13 protein-coding genes and 1 pseudogene are annotated in these 16272 nt (G+C 69.2%); 10 read left to right on the top strand and 4 right to left on the bottom strand.

Going from position 1 to position 16272, the window contains the following annotated elements; translation table 11 throughout:
• Nucleotides 1-893 precede the first annotated feature (893 nt).
• From NQU54_RS46505 to NQU54_RS46515, 3 genes are all read right to left on the bottom strand, one after another.
• A complete protein-coding gene (locus NQU54_RS46505) occupies nt 894-2366 on the bottom strand; it encodes a carbamoyltransferase family protein (RefSeq protein ID WP_257636324.1) in 1473 nt (490 codons plus the stop codon).
• Nucleotides 2367-2491: 125 nt separating this feature from the next.
• Nucleotides 2492-3679, bottom strand: coding sequence for an aminotransferase class I/II-fold pyridoxal phosphate-dependent enzyme (locus NQU54_RS46510; protein ID WP_257636325.1), 1188 nt, complete (start codon nt 3677-3679; stop codon nt 2492-2494).
• Entirely contained in the window at nt 3676-5091 is a 1416-nt protein-coding gene (locus NQU54_RS46515) for a B12-binding domain-containing radical SAM protein (protein WP_257636326.1), read from the bottom strand. The genes NQU54_RS46510 and NQU54_RS46515 overlap by 4 nt, the downstream gene beginning before the upstream one ends.
• A 425-nt stretch (nt 5092-5516) precedes the next feature.
• Between NQU54_RS46515 and NQU54_RS46520 the strand changes: the two genes are divergently transcribed.
• From NQU54_RS46520 to truD, 8 genes are all read left to right on the top strand, one after another.
• Nucleotides 5517-6317: a DUF6071 family protein gene (locus NQU54_RS46520; protein ID WP_257636327.1), complete on the top strand. Its 801-nt coding sequence runs from the start codon at nt 5517-5519 to the stop codon at nt 6315-6317.
• Nucleotides 6318-6471: 154 nt separating this feature from the next.
• Nucleotides 6472-7254: a tyrosine-protein phosphatase gene (locus NQU54_RS46525; protein ID WP_257636328.1), complete on the top strand. Its 783-nt coding sequence runs from the start codon at nt 6472-6474 to the stop codon at nt 7252-7254.
• 252 nt (nt 7255-7506) lie between these two features.
• Nucleotides 7507-8298: an SDR family NAD(P)-dependent oxidoreductase gene (locus NQU54_RS46530; RefSeq protein ID WP_167499470.1), complete on the top strand. Its 792-nt coding sequence runs from the start codon at nt 7507-7509 to the stop codon at nt 8296-8298.
• Between the two features lie 29 nt (nt 8299-8327).
• On the top strand, nt 8328-8960 hold the full coding sequence (locus NQU54_RS46535; RefSeq protein WP_257636329.1) for a 2OG-Fe(II) oxygenase: 633 nt from the start codon (nt 8328-8330) through the stop codon (nt 8958-8960).
• Nucleotides 8945-10408, top strand: coding sequence for a carboxyvinyltransferase (locus tag NQU54_RS46540; protein ID WP_257636330.1), 1464 nt, complete (start codon nt 8945-8947; stop codon nt 10406-10408). Before NQU54_RS46535 ends, NQU54_RS46540 begins: the two co-directional genes overlap by 16 nt.
• A gap of 14 nt (nt 10409-10422) precedes the next feature.
• Nucleotides 10423-11160 (top strand): 2OG-Fe(II) oxygenase, encoded by a 738-nt coding sequence (locus NQU54_RS46545; RefSeq protein ID WP_257636331.1) that lies wholly within the window; start codon nt 10423-10425, stop codon nt 11158-11160.
• Nucleotides 11161-11314: 154 nt separating this feature from the next.
• On the top strand, nt 11315-12856 hold the full coding sequence (locus NQU54_RS46550) for an MFS transporter (RefSeq protein ID WP_257636332.1): 1542 nt from the start codon (nt 11315-11317) through the stop codon (nt 12854-12856).
• A gap of 2 nt (nt 12857-12858) precedes the next feature.
• The gene (gene truD / locus NQU54_RS46555) at nt 12859-13920 is read left to right on the top strand and encodes a tRNA pseudouridine(13) synthase TruD (RefSeq protein ID WP_257636333.1); all 1062 of its coding nucleotides are present in this window, start codon (nt 12859-12861) and stop codon (nt 13918-13920) included.
• Between the two features lie 97 nt (nt 13921-14017).
• Here the strand turns inward: truD and NQU54_RS46560 are convergent, their stop codons facing one another.
• A complete protein-coding gene (locus tag NQU54_RS46560) occupies nt 14018-14638 on the bottom strand; it encodes a GrpB family protein (RefSeq protein ID WP_257636334.1) in 621 nt (206 codons plus the stop codon).
• Between the two features lie 294 nt (nt 14639-14932).
• Between NQU54_RS46560 and rph the strand changes: the two genes are divergently transcribed.
• Both rph and NQU54_RS46575 read left to right on the top strand, forming a co-directional pair.
• Nucleotides 14933-15673, top strand: coding sequence for a ribonuclease PH (gene rph / locus NQU54_RS46565; protein ID WP_257636335.1), 741 nt, complete (start codon nt 14933-14935; stop codon nt 15671-15673).
• A gap of 383 nt (nt 15674-16056) precedes the next feature.
• Nucleotides 16057-16272: pseudogene (locus tag NQU54_RS46575) on the top strand (P-loop NTPase family protein); the annotation flags it as partial.

The raw sequence follows: 16272 nt of genomic DNA on the forward strand, positions 1-16272 counted from the left end.
GTCACGATGTCGGCGATCTCAGCGAGGCCACGGGACTTCGCCGGGCGGTCGGGCCGGTCCGGGGCCGACATGGACGCAAGGGTCATGTATTCCTCCATAGGGGCGTCACGGGGGCGGCGTCGGGGCACGTGCAGGGCCGGACGGGGACAGGTGGGGTCGGTCCGCCCAGCGTGAGGTGGTTCGGAAACCGGGCTTTCGGTAACGGAGTGTCTGTCGCGCGTGGGGTGGGCGGCCGGGCGACGCGGTTGGCTCCGGGTGGTGATGGCGGCCGTTGGCCGGGGCGGGCCAGCGCGGTGAGCAGGGCAGCGGCCTGGCGTCGGGTGCGGCAGCGGTGGACCGGGGTGTTGGCACGGCGCAAGGCTGCGTGGATGACGACCATGTCCCGGCGTCGGAAGAGCAGGGCCTTGCGGAGCAGCGCCGTCAAGCTGAGCACCGGGGGGTCGCCGGCCTCCCGGAGCAGGCGTGGCACGTACTCCGGCCGACCGGTCGCCGTCGACCGTCGTCGTCCGCGTCCGGCGGGTCGCGGTGCCCACCGGGGCGCCGCCGGGGCGCGGGCCGCACGCCGCAGGCGCAGGCACCGCCGTGCCAGCGCCGCCGCGCACAGCAGAGGGTGGCGGTCGAAGAGCACAACGAGATCCGCGGCGTGAACGCGTGGTTCCGCGGTGGCGGCGTAGTTGCCGTCGGCGATCCACCGCGGAAGGGCGCACAGAGCGTGGACGCGGCGGTTCCACTCTTCCTCCGTCGGCCGGGACCAGCCCGGGGACCAGTAGAAATCGTCAAGGTGGTAGAGGGGTAGACCGGTTGTGGAGGCGAGCAGGTGGCAGAAGGACGTCTTGCCGCTGCCGGGACTCCCGAGTACGACGACCCGCCGGGGCGGTCGATCCGGCCGCGGCTCAGAGAACGGGGATGCCATGGAGCTTCCCGAACCGGGCGGCGTCCTCGGCGGTGTTCACCAGAGGCTCGCCCTTGATGTTGAGACTCGTGTTGAGCAGCATCGGACAGCCCGTCTCCTCGTGAAAGCGCCGCAGGAGGGTGTGGAGGAATGGATTCTGCCGCTCGTTGACGGTCTGCACTCGGCTGGTGCCGTCAACGTGGCAGACGGCCAGATGGGCCCCGGGGTCGTGTGCTGTCCCGACGAACTGCATGTACGGACTGGTCGGTACGGGCAGGTCGAAATAGGCGTGGGCGTGCTCTTCCAGGACGATGGGAGCAAACGGTCTGAAGGGCTCACGCCGTTTGATCTCGTTCACCCGGCGCTTGGCGGTGGCCGGACGGGGATCGGCGAGCAGGCTGCGGTTGCCGAGGGCTCGGGGCCCGAATTCCGCCCGGCCGTGGGCCAGGGCCAGAACCTCGCCCCGGATGAGCCGTTTCAGGGCGTCCTCCGGATCGGGCTGTCGCTCGATGTCGTGGCCGAGATACGGGCCCGGCCACCGGATGTGTCGGCCGAGATGGGCGAGGGCCGATCCGACCGAACTGCCCGCGTCGCCGGGGCTCGGCATGATCCAGATGGTGTCGAAGAGGCCGGAGCGGGCCAGGCGGGTGTTGTAGGCGCAGTTGAGAGCGACTCCGCCGGAGAAGACCAGATTGCGGGACCCGGTCTCCTTGGCCGCCCAGGCGAACAACCCGTCCAGCAGCCGTTCGGTCACCTCCTGGGCGCTGGCGGCAAGCGTGGCCGGGTCTGTCAGCTCCGGTCGCCAGTCGGCGATGCCGCGGTGCACCGAACGGGAGAGGCGGAAGTGCGGCCAGTCCGCCCGACGGACGAAGTCCTGCCAGATGACGTCGGCGAGGTCCGGTGTTCCATAGGCCGCCAGGCCCATCATGATGTACTCCTCCTCGTTGGGCTTGAAGCCCGCGCGCTGGGTGAAGGCGGAGTACAACAGGCCGATGCTGTGGGGGTAGTTCACCGTGGCCACCCGGTCGAGACGGTCGCCGCGTCCACGCCACAGCGAGATGGTGTTCCACTCACCGATGCCATCCACGACGACCACGGCGGCCTCGGGCAGGCCGGAGGTGTAGTAGCCGCCGGCCGCGTGCGAGTGATGGTGGTCGACGCTGTGCACCCGCGTTCCGCGCAGTTGTGGGAAGCGGCGCAGATAGGCGCGCAGTCCGACCCGGTCGGCCGCCAGACCCAGTTGACCGGAGCGGAGCTGCCGGGTGCGTTTGAGGAGGGGACGTTCGTAGTAGACGACTTCGTCGACGCGGTCCAGGTGGGTGAGGGCCGCTGACAACGCCTGAGGAGACAGCGCGGCGTCGTTCTTGCGTCTGCTGTAGCGCTCACAGTGTGTCGCAAAGACCAGTTCGTCGTCGCGTATCGCGGCGACCGCCGCGTCGTGACTACGGCAGGACAGGCCGAGGATGTGCGTCATGGGGCGGCACCTCCAGTGGTGCGCGACACCGAGGTCGCTGGGGCCGTATGGGATGGCTGTGGGGCTCGTCGGGCGGATGCCGGGCGGAGACCGAGGTGGTGCTGAGCCGGGTTTCCTGCGGTTCCTCACCGTGCGGGGCCCTCTTCCACGGTGAGTCCGTTGCGGCGGGCGGACGGGCGGTCGGTCACCGAGTCGAGCAGCCGCGCGACGCGCCGCATCTGCGGCCGGTCCGCGAGGGACACCCGGAAACAACCACACAACCCGGGGACGCCGGACAGCGAGCGGATACGGACGTGATGGGCGGCCAAGTGGTCGCGTGCCGCGTCCGCGATGGCGGGATCGGGCGACCAGAATGTGGCGAAGTTGGCGCCGGGCTGGAGCACGCGCCACTCCGGGTGGGCGGCCAGGATCCGGTCGACGAAGTCCCGCCGTATGGCGCGGACGTCCCGCCAGATCTCCCGCCAGCGCTCGCGCTGTGGCGCCAGGCGTTCCAGCAGGGCGACGCCGGGGGCGCCGACCGCGTTCTCGGAGCGGAAGCGGCCGATGTGTTCGCACAGATCCGGGTGGCCCAGCAGCGCGGCGATACGCAGTCCGGCCAGGGCGAACGCCTTGGAGTAGGAGTGCACCACCACAACGTTGGGAAACTCCGCGACCAGTGGCGCGTGGGAGACATGGACGAAGTCGCCGTACGCCTCGTCGATCACCAGTAGATGCCCCAGAGCTCTGGCGGTCTCGGCGAACCGGCGCATGGTGGACGGCGAAAACAGCAGCCCGCTGGGACTGCCCGGATTGGTGACAGCCGCCACGGACGGGCCCGGAGCGTCGCGCAGCGCGTCGAGCAGGGGGTTCGGGTCTGCCACGGGGGGCGTGCCGATGACGCCGGGGACTCCTGTCACACGGACTCGGCGTAGCGCCGCGTAATGGCGCCATGCCTCGAAGGCGGGTTCCTGGAGGAGCAGCCGTCCCACCGGGCGGACGAGAGCGTCGACGACGAGGCCGATGCCGTTGTCGGAGCCGGCGGTGAGCAGAATGTTGGTGCTTTCGAGGCCGTGGTAGGCGCAGAGCGTGTCCAGGACACGGTCCTGGAAGGGGTAGGCGATGGTATCCCTCAGCGTGAGTGCGGCCAGTTCGTCCCTGACCAGCCGGTCACTCCAAGGGTGCTGGAGTTCGCAGCTCTTGAGGTTGAGAGTGCCGGGGCGGCGCTCGCGGGGCTGCCGGCTCACGCCGAGCGTTTCGGTGCCGAGCGGGAAGCGGAAGCCGTGGAGGTCCATGACGCGGGTGAGGCCGGACGCCTCCTGTTCCGGGGCGGTCACCGAGCGGTTCGCTGGGGGATGCGTTCGTGGACGCTGGTGAGGCGGTCTTCCCGGCCGAAGAGGAAGGCGTAGCGGGCGTCGGCCTCCGGGCGTGGCGCGCTCCCGTCGGCCGTCGCGTTGCCTGCCGCCTCACCGCTGATCAACTGGCGGTTGAACCTGGCCACTTGCTGTGCCGTCATGTCGGCCGTCATCTGGTGGAACGGGGTGTACATGGTCGGGCGGACGCGGGCGCCGACCGAACGGGCCAGTTCGATGGTGCGTGCCGTGCCCTCGGCGGAGGTGCCCGGGAGCCCGACGATGATGAAGGCGTTCAGCTCGATTCCGGCCGCGTCGCACCACTCGGCCAGTGCACAGAACTTCCGCTCCTCGGTGCGTTTGCTCCGGGGCAGCCCGCCCTGGCCGTCCGCCTCCAGTGTTTCCAGGCCCACGGAGATACGGACACAGCCGGCCCGGCCCATCAGCGCCACCAGTTCCTCGCCGAGGTGGTGGATGGTGGTCGCGCATTTCCACCGCGGTGAGACCGGACCCTCGATGAACCGCTCGCACAGTTCCCGGACCCAGCGCCGGTCAAGGGTGAAGGTGGGCGCGTAGAAGGCCACGTATTCGAATGGGTGACGGTCGTAACTGTCCCGGATGTAGCCGATGACGGCATCCACCGGAAGCCGGCGCTCGCGCAGCCCGAAGATCTCCGGGACTTCGCAGAAATCGCAGCCCACCGGGCACCCTCGGGCCGCTGGAACAACCAGTTCACGCCGGAAGGGTATCCCGCAGAATTTGTGTTCGTCCCTGGCGTAGAAGCGATCGTAGTCTTGGTAGGGAATCTCGTCGATGTCAGGGAGAACCCACTGTTCGGGATCAAGCCGGCCACCGTGACCGACAGGTTCGAGCCAACCCTCGCCCTGCCGTACGGCGACGCCGGGTAATCCGGCCGGGGGGATGTGCGGGGGACCGGATCGCGAGAGTGCGTTCACGTATTCGGCGACTCCGCACTCGTAGTCCCCGGACTGCACGACCGCGTCCAGGTCGAACTGTCGGAAAAACCCGTGGTTGAGGCTGGAGAGCCGACCGAAAGTAATCAGTCGGCTGTCCGGGGAAAGTTCCCGAGCGTACTCGATGAATCGCTCCAGGCCATCCACCGCGTCGAAATCGTTCATCACCGCGATGACGTCGTAGCGGCCTTGATGGAGCAGGTCTCCGACACCCTTCCAGTTCATACTCAAGGTGCCGGCCTCGCAGGTGTCCACCCGCCCTGTGGCGGGCTGGCGGCGCAGATATCCGGCCACCATGTACAGCGGGCTGTGGTGACCTGCGTTGAAGTAGCTCGGTACGTGGGGCGGCCAGATCAGCAGCACGTCAGTCATAGGGAATCCCTGGTGTCGATGGCTCGGACCTTCGGTCTTCTTCCCGGTCATCAGTGCTCGCCCCGGCCAGGGCGAGCACCGCAAGACCGGGAAGGAGACCGCATTGCCGGTGTGGTGGCGAGTGTCCGCAAGATCAGGTTTCCCGTCGCGGAGGTGCGACCCGCCGGAGCGGAAATGATCTGCCGTGGCGGCACCGGAACCACAGGATGCGTTCTACCCCTCCTGAACCAGGCCCACAACGGGCCGCCCTGACCGAAGGACTGATTTCTTACCGGTCGGCCAGAATGCCGTGAAAAAAGTCCAGGTCAGACGGTCGGCGCACACGAACGACCCCGCCCGGCCATATCTGCATATGGCTCAAAGCATCGAGAGGCGGGCTTGGACGGAACTCGGCCGTGGTTGCCGTCCCGGATAGCGGAGTGCTTCAATCCGAGTCGGCCATATGCAACGTACATATGACGCACTGGAGGTGAGTCATGCTTTTGTACGCGAACGGCTGCTCCATGACCTACGGTGCCGAGCTGGTAGACGATGCCGACCCCGACCCCGTACGCCGGCGCTATAGAGAAGATCATTCCTGGCCGGCCCGGCTCGGTGAATTCCTGGACGCCGATCGTGTGGTCAATGACGCGGTGATCTCCGGTTCCAATGACCGGATCGTACGCACCACAATCGACTGGCTGGCCGAGCATCGTGAGGATGCGGAGAAGGGGCATCTGCTGATCGTCATCGGCTGGTCGGGGGCGATGCGCCGCGAATTCTACGTGGACGGCGAGTTCCGGCAGGTCATTCCGTACCAGCCACATCAGCATCCGGACCTCCAGAGGCTGACCGATGTCTACCGTGAGGTGGCCTGGAACGACCAGGAGTGCGGAGCCCGGCTGATCACGCAGGTGCTGTCCCTCCAGTCGTTCCTGCGTCTGTACCGGATTCCGTACCTGTTCTTCGACGCCATCGAGAGCTCCTTCGACACCCTCGGGCGGGCCGGCTTGGCCGACAGCGGCAGCACGAAGATGGTGGACCGGTCACGCTTCTACCGGTTCGGCGACGCCGACGGCTCCATGGCCGATGTGCTGCGGGCATCCGGCACCGGGTGGAAAGGACGGCACCCTGCCGAGGACGGGCACGAGACGTGGGCGCACAAGCTGGCGGCCCACGTGGCGTCCGAGCGGCTCCTGCGACGGCCCACCTCCGCGTCCGTCGCAGTGCCCTCCGGACGGGCCTTCTCCCGCCGAGGCGCCTTCCGCTCCGCGAACCGCGATTTTCTCTATCCCTGATGCACAGCCACGTCACTCCCGTGCACATCCATCGCGCCGACGTACCACCCGGCCGCATCCTGCCCCGGCACCGGCATCCCTCCTGGAGGGCTCAACTGATGGACATCCCGCACGCCTTGGCCCCCCGACCCCGGTTATGCGCGCCGCCCGCCCCATGAGTGCGTCCCCGCCGCCTTCCCCGTACGTACCACGGCTCGTGCCCACGGGGGTCAACCTCCGCGCCGTGACACCTCCGGGAGTGGTTCCCGGCCGCATCTGGCGCGCGGGGGCCGGGGGAGAGATGGACGCGCGTACCGCCGCCGAACTGGCCACGCGTCATGGCCTCAGCAACGTGATCGATCTCCGGTCGCGGGGGGAGGCAAAGCGTTCAGGTGGCCCGGCCGCGCTCCTCGCGCACGGTGTGCGTTGGGCCCGTACTCCACTCGCCGGCTATCCGCGTGACATCGTGCATGCCCCCCGGCCGACCCCCGGCCAATACGTACGCTATTACCACGCCATTCTCATGAACAGCGCCCCTGGCAACATCCCCGGGCTGTTCAGCACCCTGGCCGAAACGGCCCACGAACCCTTCCTGGTCTGCTGCCATCTGGGCAAGGATCGCACCGCGGTGGTGGTCGCCGCCCTGCTCTCCCTGGCCGGAGTACCCGACGACATGATCGTCGCGGACTACGCGGCCAGTGGTACGGCTCTGCGTCCGCTGCTCGACCGCTTCGAGCACAAGTGGCGGGCGCACGGCTGGACGCGCCAGGACTACCTGACACACCTCGACACACCGGCTGTGATCATGCGGACCTGGCTCGCCGAGCTGCGTCAGCGGCACGGCAGTGTACGGACCGCGCTGATCAGCGCCGGGGCCGCCCCGGGCGACCTGGTAGCCATCGCGTCCGCGCTCACGGATCCGCGGCCATCCCGGTCCGGGCCCAGGGCCCGGACCTGAGTACCAAGGACACACCGTACGTCCTCCCCGCCGCTCAGCGGCGTACCGCCAGGACAGTTCCTCCGCCCGGCGGTAGAGGCAAGGAGAAGGTCAGCCGTGGGACACCCAGAAAGCCGCGACGGTCCGCCCGAGACGGCACCTGCCGCTGCGGCCAGCTCCTTGCCTCTTCCTCCGGGGCGGCAGAAGCCCCTGGCTCCGATCCCGCCGGCGTCCGCCCGCACATGCCTCGACACCCACCGACAGGAGACCTGTATGAGCCCGCCGTCCTCCGCCACTCCGCCTGCCGCCGGCCCCTTCCGGGGCGCCGCGGTGATCGGTGGCACCCACGGTCTGGGCCGCGCGCTCGCACTCGCCGCGCGGGAGCGCGGACTGCGGACGGTCGTCTACGGACGCTCTGCCACGCACCTCCCCGACGACGAGGGCCTGCTGCCCCGGTTCCTGGACCTCTGCGATCCGCAGAGCGTACGGACCGTCTCCGTAGACGTCCCGCAACCCTGCTACGTGCTCTGGGTGGCCGGAGCGTTCTTGAAGAAGCCACTGGTGGAAACCACCGAGTGCGAGGTGGAGCAGCTGACCCGGCTGCTGTTCACCGGCCCGGTGCTCTTCCTGCGGCGGCTGCTGGCCGGGACCGCGGGGCCCGTCCATCTGATCACGATCGCATCCTCGTCCTCCTGGAAGCGGCGCGAGCGGGAGTCGCTGTACTGCGGGCTGAAGGCGGCACAAGCCACCCTGGTGCGCAACCTGGTACCCGAGATGCGCGCCGCGCACCCCGAGAACCGGATCACCCTGATCAACCCCGGCGGCCTGGCGGTACCCGACTTCCACACGGGACTCGACCTGGACTTCGGCGCCATGATGGACCCCGTCCGGGTGGCCGAGATCGTCTGGGACATCGCGACCGGACAGCGGCAGGCGTTCACCGAGGTCCAGATCCTGCGCAGCCGCGCACCCGGTTCCGAGGGCACCCCCGAAGTCTCGTACGGGGCACGCGCGCCACAGCCCCCCGAGGAGCCCGCCCCGGTATCCCCTCCTGCCCACCACTGACAGACCTGCCCGCCACTGACAGAAAGGACATGCTCTTGCTGGACCTGAACGCGCCAGTGGAACGGCACGACGAACCGTACCGGTGGGCCGTGGCCCGCTCCGTCATCCCGGAGCCGACCGCCCGGATCCTGCGCGAGCAGCTGCCCGCTCCTCAGGACCTCCACCCCGCCGAGCGCACCGGCGACGGCGACAAGACGTACCGGATGGCGGTCCTCCCTCTGATCCACCGCGGCGCACACGAACCCGGTATGGCGAAGGTGGGCGAGAAGTGGCACGAACTGGTCTCACACCTCCAGTCGGACGCCTACCGCGACTGGGTGAACCGGACCATCGGCATCGATGTCACCGACACCATGATGGACATCGGTCTCTTCGTCTTCCGGGGCGGGGACCGCATCTCCGCGCACACCGACAAGCCCGGCAAGCGCGCCACCCATGTCATCTACCTCAACGATGACTGGAGGCGCGAGCACGGCGGCCACTTCGAGGTACGGACCGGCCCCGACCTGTCCATCAGCCCTTACGCCACTGTCATACCCGGCGGCGGGCGCTCAGTGGTCTTCGCCCGGTCCGAGCGCTCCTGGCACGCGGTCGCCCCGGTGGCCGCCCACGCCCCGCAGTTCCGACTGACGTGTCAGGTGGAGATGTGGAACCTCGGCTGACCCCCTCCGTGTCCCCCGATGAGCACATCGCGCGCGACACCGCCACACCCGTCCCACCCACCCGCGCCCCGGCCGGCCACGTCCTCTACTGGGACATCGAGGCCGGACCACCGATCTCCGGCGAGCTGCGGATGTCCGGGTTCAAGCACCTCATGGTGGTCTGCATGGCGGCGGCCGGCCTGTCGGAGGAACCCTGGCATCTGCACAGCGCCCCGGACTTGGCCGACCGTCAGGCACTGGCGCGCATGCTGCGGTTCCTCGGCGCACGCGTGGACGTCGACGAGGACGCGGAGCGGATACGTATCGACGCAGCTCCTCTGACCGGCCATCGCGTCCCGCCCGACCTGTCGGCCCAAGTGCACGGCGGCGCGTATCTGCTGCCCGTCCTGCTGGCCCGGAACGGGCGGGTGGACTCGGGGGCTCACGGCGGCTGCCGCATCGGTGGAGGGCGCGGGGGCGGCCGGCCGGTGGAGCACATCGCCCAGGTGCTGGAGCGCTTCGGGGCCATCTGCCACACGGACGGCGCCGGGCTGACCGCGACAGCCCCACGGGGCCTGCGCGGCGCCGTGATCGACCTCGCTGACTTCTCAGCTCCCGACCCCCACCACGGGCTGCCCACCGGCCCCCACTACTCGGGGGCCACCAAGACCGCGCTGCTGGCCGCGGCCACCGCTCGCGGCACCACCGTCCTGAGGCACCCCTACCCCAAGCCCGACGTCCAGGAACTCGTTCGCGTGCTGGCACAGGCCGGAGTAGCTGTGGACATGACACCGGACACCATCGAGATCCAGGGCGCGGACGGCCCCATCGGCACCGCCTCAGTCGTCCTGCCCTCCGATCTGCTGGAGGTCATCACCTTCGTCACGGCGAGCGTACTACTCAACCGGGAACTGACCCTGCGGCTGACGCGCCCCGACGTGGTACGGGACGGGCTCGCCCCGGAACTGCGCCACCTGCGGCGGATCGGGGTCCCGCTCACCTGGGACGGCGATCTGCTGCGCATCCGGCCGGCCGCGGGGCCGCTCGCACCCGACCGGGTCGTCGCCGCCTCCCATCTCGTCTACAGCGACGCCCAACCGCTCTTCGCACTACTCCTGCTGGCAGCCTCCGGGCCCTCGACACTGGTCGAGACCGTCTGGTCGGGGCGGTTCGGCTATGTCCACGGGTTGCGCTCCATGGGCGCCAGGCTGGCTGTGCACGGGCAGGAACTGCACATCCATCCCGGCCCTTTGCACCAGGCGCCAGGACCTCTGCGGGGGACGGACCTGCGCGCCACCGCCACGCTACTGCTCGCGGCCCTGGCCGTCGGCACCTCACACCGGCTGTTCGGCGTGGAGCACCTGGCCCGAGGCTATGCCGGGCTCCCGGACAAACTCCGCTCCCTCGGCGGGCGCATCACCCCCGGAACCACCGCCGCACCCGCGGACCCACCGGGCTCCCAGGAGTAAGGAGGCGACCCACGATGACCGACGGCCCGCGGCCCACAGGCACGCTCTGGTCCGACGGCTACGACCCGGTGCTCGACCTGTCCGCCCTGCGACGGGCGGAGCTCACCGAGCGGCCCTATCGTTGGGCGGAACTGCCCGACACCCTGCGCGGTGCCCAGGGGCGAACCGCACACAGGCTGGAGACGGAGTTCCCGACCCGCGGCTTCCGGCTGACCGAACGGACCGACCGCGAAACGGGAAAGACCTACCGCACGCGCAACCTGCCGCTGATCGCCCAGGGACGTCCGGTCGCCGGCAGCCGCTTCGCCCTCTCCCCCCTGTGGCGGCGTCTCGTCGACGAACTGGCCTCATCCGAATACCGCGCGGCGGTGGCCGAGGCGACCGGCTGCCGACTGGAGGGCTGCTTCATCGAGGCTCGGGCCGTTCGTTATGGCCCCGGCTACTGGATCTCGCCGCACACCGACCGGCCCGACAAGGTGGTCACCCAGCTCTGGTACTTCAACTCCCAGTGGCCGGCGAACTGGCAGGGGACACTGCGTATCCTCGGGTCGCCCGCGCCCGACGATGTAAGGGCCGAGATCACGCCGCATCAGGGCTCCTCGGTCCTGCTGGTCCGCTCGGGCCACTCCTGGCACTGCGTCACCCCGGTCTCCGCCGACGCCTCACAGGACCGGCGCACCCTCCTGCTGCACTTCGTCGACCCCGCGGCCGACACCACTGCGGGCGGTCCGGCGCCGGGCGCGGAGAAGTGAGGAGCGCCGGGCAGCCAAGCGCGACAACGCGGCGCGGATGCGGGAAAGCCCTGGGCGGCATCCCCGGAAGAACCCCGCACAGGGCGCGGCTGGCACGCCGTCACCTCTCCAGATGGTGGAACACCCCCATGACGACGAAGCAGGACCTCTTTCCTTGAGCCGCACCCACGACACCGTACTCACGGCCCCGGCCGAGGAACCGGCGCACAGCCGCCGCTACGGCCGCCGTGTGATCTCGGTGACCTCGGTCACCGCCCTGCTCACCGGCCTCAACACCAGCGGCCTCGACGTGGCGCTGCCCGGCATCATCCGGCACTTCCACGCTTCCGCCGCGCAGACCAGCTGGATCGTTCTCAGCTACCTGCTGGCCGGCACCGTCCTGCTGCTGGTCTGGGGTCGTCTCGCGGACCTGTTCGGACGGCGGCGCCTCTATCTCACAGGTGTCACCGTGTTCGCCGCAGCCAGCGTCTGTTGCGCCCTCGCCCCGGATACCCGGTTCCTGATTCTCGGCCGGATACTTCAGGGAGTGGGGTCGTCAGCCATCGTCGCCAACACCACGGCACTGCTCGCGGACTCCTTCCCGCCCGAGCGACTGCCCAGGGCCCTCGGTGTCAACGCGACGCTCATCTCAGCCACCCAAGCGGCCGGACCCCTGCTGGGCGGGGCCGTGACGAACCTCTGGGGCTGGTCAGGAATCTTCTGGGTCAGCGGAGCGACCGGGCTGGTCGCCCTCGGCTTGGCGGCCCACATTCTCCGTCCGGACCGTAACTCCGGCCTCTCGGAGAGGTTCGACCTAGCGGGCGCCCTGCTGTCGGTCCTGTTCCTGGGAGGCGGAGCACTGGCCCTGACCGAGAGCGGCCCGCGAGGCTGGACCAGTGGCACCGTCGTCCTGAGCGCGACGGTGTCCCTGGCCGCCCTCCTCGTCTTCCCCCTCGTCCAGAGCCGCCGCCGGTACCCCCTGTTGGACTCCTGGCTCTTCCGCGACCGGCGCCGCACGATGGCGCTGCTGGCAGCCTTCCTGACGGCGACGTCGTACTTCTCGGTCGTGCTGGTGATGTCCCTGTACCTGCAGACGCTTGAGCATCTGGACGCCCTGTCCGCGGGTTTCCAGGTGATGCTCATGGCCGTCGGTTCCATGCTCACCTCCCTGCTGGCGGGGCACCTGTCCACCCGCTGCCCGGCACGGATGCTGGCCAGCGCGGGCACAGCGACATCCGCACTGGGCATCGCCGTGCTGGCACTGGCGCTCGGCCCGCCCGCACCAGCCGGACTTACCGGCCTGGGCCTGTTCCTGACGGGCGCCGGTGCCGGTCTGTTCGGGGTGCCGAACACCGACGCGCTCTTGTCGCTGGTACCGGCGCACCGCCGCGGCATCGCCAACGGCGTCCGCTCCCTGCTCCAGAACACCGGCTATCTGATCAGTACGGTCCTGACCCTGACGCTGGTGACCGGACACGGACGGTCCGGAGAAGGCCGGGGCACCACCCCGCCGGCCCTCGACCTGAACAACTCGCCGGAAGCTCTCGTCGGCCGCTACCAGACGGCGCTGGTCGTCCTTTTCTGCCTGTGTCTGGCGGCCACGGCTGCATCCCTTCTGCGTGGCTCCGCACTCCCACCGGAACCCCCGCCGACCCGCACCGCACCCCCGGACCGCCCCGGACCGGGGAAATCCGCCCGAACGGAAGGAACGGAGTGAACGTGGAGTACCCCGTCCTCAAGGCCCACGACACCGACTTCGTGGTCCAGGAAAGCATGGTCCTGCCCGCTCAGGACGATCCAGACGCCCCTTACCAGTACCTGCGGCTACGAAAGCGCGGATACACCACCTTCGAGGCGCTCGAGCGCATAGCCGCCCTCTGCGGCGTCTCCGCCTCCGACCTGTCAACGGCGGGACTGAAGGACGAGGACGCCGTCACCGAGCAGCACATAGCCTGTCGGGGGAGACTGTCAAGTGATGCCATCACCGAGTTCAACGCCCGTCACGCCTCCGGTGAGCGCACGATGACCCTCACCACCCACGGATACGGCCATCTGAACCTGCGCGCCGGACAGTTGGAGGGCAACGCCTTCAGAATCACCGTGCGCGGCCTGAGCAGCGGGTTCGCCACCACCCTCGGCGCACTTGGCGAGCGAGCCGAGAACCTGTTCTTCGTCAACTATTACGATGTCCAGCGGTTCGGCGTGGCCGGCGGCCCCCGGACCACCCATCAGATCGGCGGCGCCCTGCTCGAAGAGGACTACGGAACGGCTCTCGCCCTGGTCCGGGAGTCCCAGTCCCCGGAAGCAGACCACGCCCGGCGCTTCACCGGACCTGCCGCACAGTTCTTCGATCGGATCGACCCCCGGGTCCGGGCCTTCTACCTGTGTGCGCGAGCCTCGTGGGTATGGAACGGCCAACTCGCCGCACTGGTGAAGAAGGTCAGCCACCACCCGCTGGACGAGACCCTCCGGGAGGGCCTTCCCTACGCCTTCACGACCCACAGGGACGACGCGCTGGCCCTGCTGCGGCACGCGACGTCATTACCCTACGAGCGCTACCGCTGGTCGAACGCGGCGATCCGGCGCACCCAGGGACTGCGCCGGACGGTCGTACAGACCCGTATCCGGGTGGACCGCACGAGCGAGGACAGCGACACACCAGGACGGTACGCCTGCGAGATCGCTCTCTTCCTGCCCCCCGGCTGCTACGCCACCAACGCGGTCTCGCAATGGGTCGCCTGGATCGCTCGTACGGACGCACCCCGGAACGCCAATGCCTAGGGGCACCCGACCACGCTGCCGCAGCCCAACTACGCCGCTCACGGCCCGGGACCGCACACACCCGGCCCGGAACGCCGAGCCGGTCGGGGCCCTGGTCTCAGGTGTGCTGTGCAGAGGTCCGGGGCGTCAGTGTGTCAGCCACCCGCCAACCCGTGGCCCGGGCCCAGGGCTCGGCAACGGCGATGACCAAGTCGACGACAGGGTCCTTGACATCAGCGTAGGTCGCGAGGTCGGGCACGGCCCCGGCCAGCACCTGCTTGAAGCGTGCGTAGGCCGGAACCGCGGCCGGATGGGCCCGAAGCCAGTCGCGGAAGAGAAGAGCAAGCCGTTCATTGGGTGAGCCGGCCACCCGCACGTGGAAATTGACGTCCGGCTCCCGATGGCCACGCCGGGTCCACAGCCGCTTCGTCCAGCGCGCGGGATCGTCGTCGCTGCCGGCCGGGACATGGTCCTGGCGGTACGGCGTGAGTTCGAAACCGCGGTCGGCCAGCAGCGGGGCGAACGCGTGTTGCGCCTCCTGGAGGTCGCGGACACCGGCCTGGAGGTCGAAGACGGGTTTCGCGGCCATGCCGGGCACTGCCGTACTGCCGATGTGTTCGACGTGCAGCGCGAGCGGCTTGAGCAGGTCGTACATATCGGTGGTGAGGGTCTTGCCCCGAACGGTCCATGCGGGGTCGAAGCCGACCACGACGAGGTCGGGGGAGAAGTCCTTGGGCACCGAGCAAGTCTAGGCCCAGACTGACGTCGGCGCGTGCAGAGCCGTACAACGCAGCGCGGGGCAACCGACTGTGCCTCGCGCCCCTGCCCTCGGTCGCGAGGCCGCATGACCTCGCCCCGGCCTCGGACACTTCTCGCAGCGGCCCACGCGACGTCACGATCCGATGCACCTGAGCGTCCCGGAGATCCGCCACCTGTCCGCAGCCTGACTCACCCCGCCGGTCCTACCCCACAAATCGGGCCAACTCCCGTACGCAGGAACCCCAGGACCCCGCCCACGGCTAGACTCACCGCCATGCCTCGCATCGACGGTCGAACTCCCGCACAGTTGCGTCCCGTCACCATCGAACGCGGCTGGAGCAAGCACGCCGAAGGCTCCGTCCTCATCTCCTTCGGAGACACCAAAGTCCTCTGCACCGCCTCCGTCACCGAGGGTGTCCCGCACTGGCGCAAGGGAAGCGGCAAGGGCTGGGTCACCGCCGAGTACTCCATGTTGCCCCGCTCCACCAACACCCGCAGCGACCGCGAAGCCGTACGCGGCAAGATCGGCGGACGCACCCATGAGATCAGCCGCCTGATCGGCCGGTCCTTGCGCGCCGTCATCGACTACAAGGCGCTCGGCGAGAACACCATCGTCCTGGACTGCGACGTTCTCCAGGCCGACGGCGGCACCCGCACCGCCGCCGTCACCGGCGCCTACGTCGCCCTCACCGACGCCGTCGCCTGGGCCCAGGACAAGAAGATCGTCAAGTCCGGATGTGACCCGCTCACCGACACCGTCGCCGCGATCAGCGTCGGCATCGTCGACGGCACCCCGCTCCTCGACCTCTGCTACGAGGAAGACGTCCGCGCCGAGACCGACATGAACGTCGTCTGCACCGGCGACGGCCGCTTTGTCGAGGTCCAGGGCACCGCCGAGGGCGCCCCCTTCGACCGCAAGGAGCTTGACGACGTCCTCGGCCTGGCCACCGTCGGCTGCGTCGATCTCGCCGCGCTCCAGACCGACGCACTCGCCGTCCGGCAGGAACCGGCCTGAACCCGCCAACGAGCCCGACGGCACCGGGGCGCGCCCGACACGGTCAACGCGATGTCATCGGCACCGGCCAGGCGGACACAAGATCCATTGTCAGGGCGTCCACACCAAAGGATCAGCCTCATGAACGCCGCCGATATCGCAGTGTCCAAGCCGGACTTGCGGACTGTCTCGACCAGCAGCACCGCCCCGGCCTGCGAGACCGCCCCGCTGCCACCGCCCTCGACACGGACACGCGGGTACGACCCGATACGCTTCTTCACCGGGAGAGTGCTTCTCTCCTTGCAGCAGACAGGACCCTGGACAAGTCCCATCGTTGCAGGCAGCAGCACTCTTCCGCTTATTTGATCAAGACCTGGACAGCCCCACTCGTGAAAGCGTGAGGCAAGGGACGCGAATGGCCCCGTGTGCTTATCGCAGACGACTTCACCCGCCCCGAAAACGACGCTCCTGACGAGCGCACCGACACCGCGATGCCACCCGACCCCGTCGACGACACCGAGGCCCGTCTGGCCTATGTAGCCGTCACCCGCACCCGCCAACGCCTCGACCTGGGCGGTCTGTCCTGGATCCACGGCCATCCCGACGGCACCCTGCCCGTC

Origin of the sequence: Streptomyces malaysiensis subsp. samsunensis, from assembly GCF_024519315.1 — a bacterium.
GTDB classification, from domain to species: Bacteria; Actinomycetota; Actinomycetes; order Streptomycetales; family Streptomycetaceae; genus Streptomyces; species Streptomyces malaysiensis.

Bases quoted from the DNA above. Each gene is read 5' to 3' on its own strand.
- NQU54_RS46505 (WP_257636324.1), bottom strand. From the start codon at position 2,366: ATGACGCACATCCTCGGCCTGTCCTGCCGTAGTCACGACGCGGCGGTC.
- NQU54_RS46515 (WP_257636326.1), bottom strand. From the start codon at position 5,091: ATGACCGGGAAGAAGACCGAAGGTCCGAGCCATCGACACCAGGGATTC.
- NQU54_RS46520 (WP_257636327.1), top strand. From the start codon at position 5,517: ATGCTTTTGTACGCGAACGGCTGCTCCATGACCTACGGTGCCGAGCTG.
- NQU54_RS46525 (WP_257636328.1), top strand. From the start codon at position 6,472: ATGAGTGCGTCCCCGCCGCCTTCCCCGTACGTACCACGGCTCGTGCCC.
- NQU54_RS46530 (WP_167499470.1), top strand. From the start codon at position 7,507: ATGAGCCCGCCGTCCTCCGCCACTCCGCCTGCCGCCGGCCCCTTCCGG.
- NQU54_RS46535 (WP_257636329.1), top strand. From the start codon at position 8,328: ATGCTCTTGCTGGACCTGAACGCGCCAGTGGAACGGCACGACGAACCG.
- NQU54_RS46545 (WP_257636331.1), top strand. From the start codon at position 10,423: ATGACCGACGGCCCGCGGCCCACAGGCACGCTCTGGTCCGACGGCTAC.
- rph (WP_257636335.1), top strand. From the start codon at position 14,933: ATGCCTCGCATCGACGGTCGAACTCCCGCACAGTTGCGTCCCGTCACC.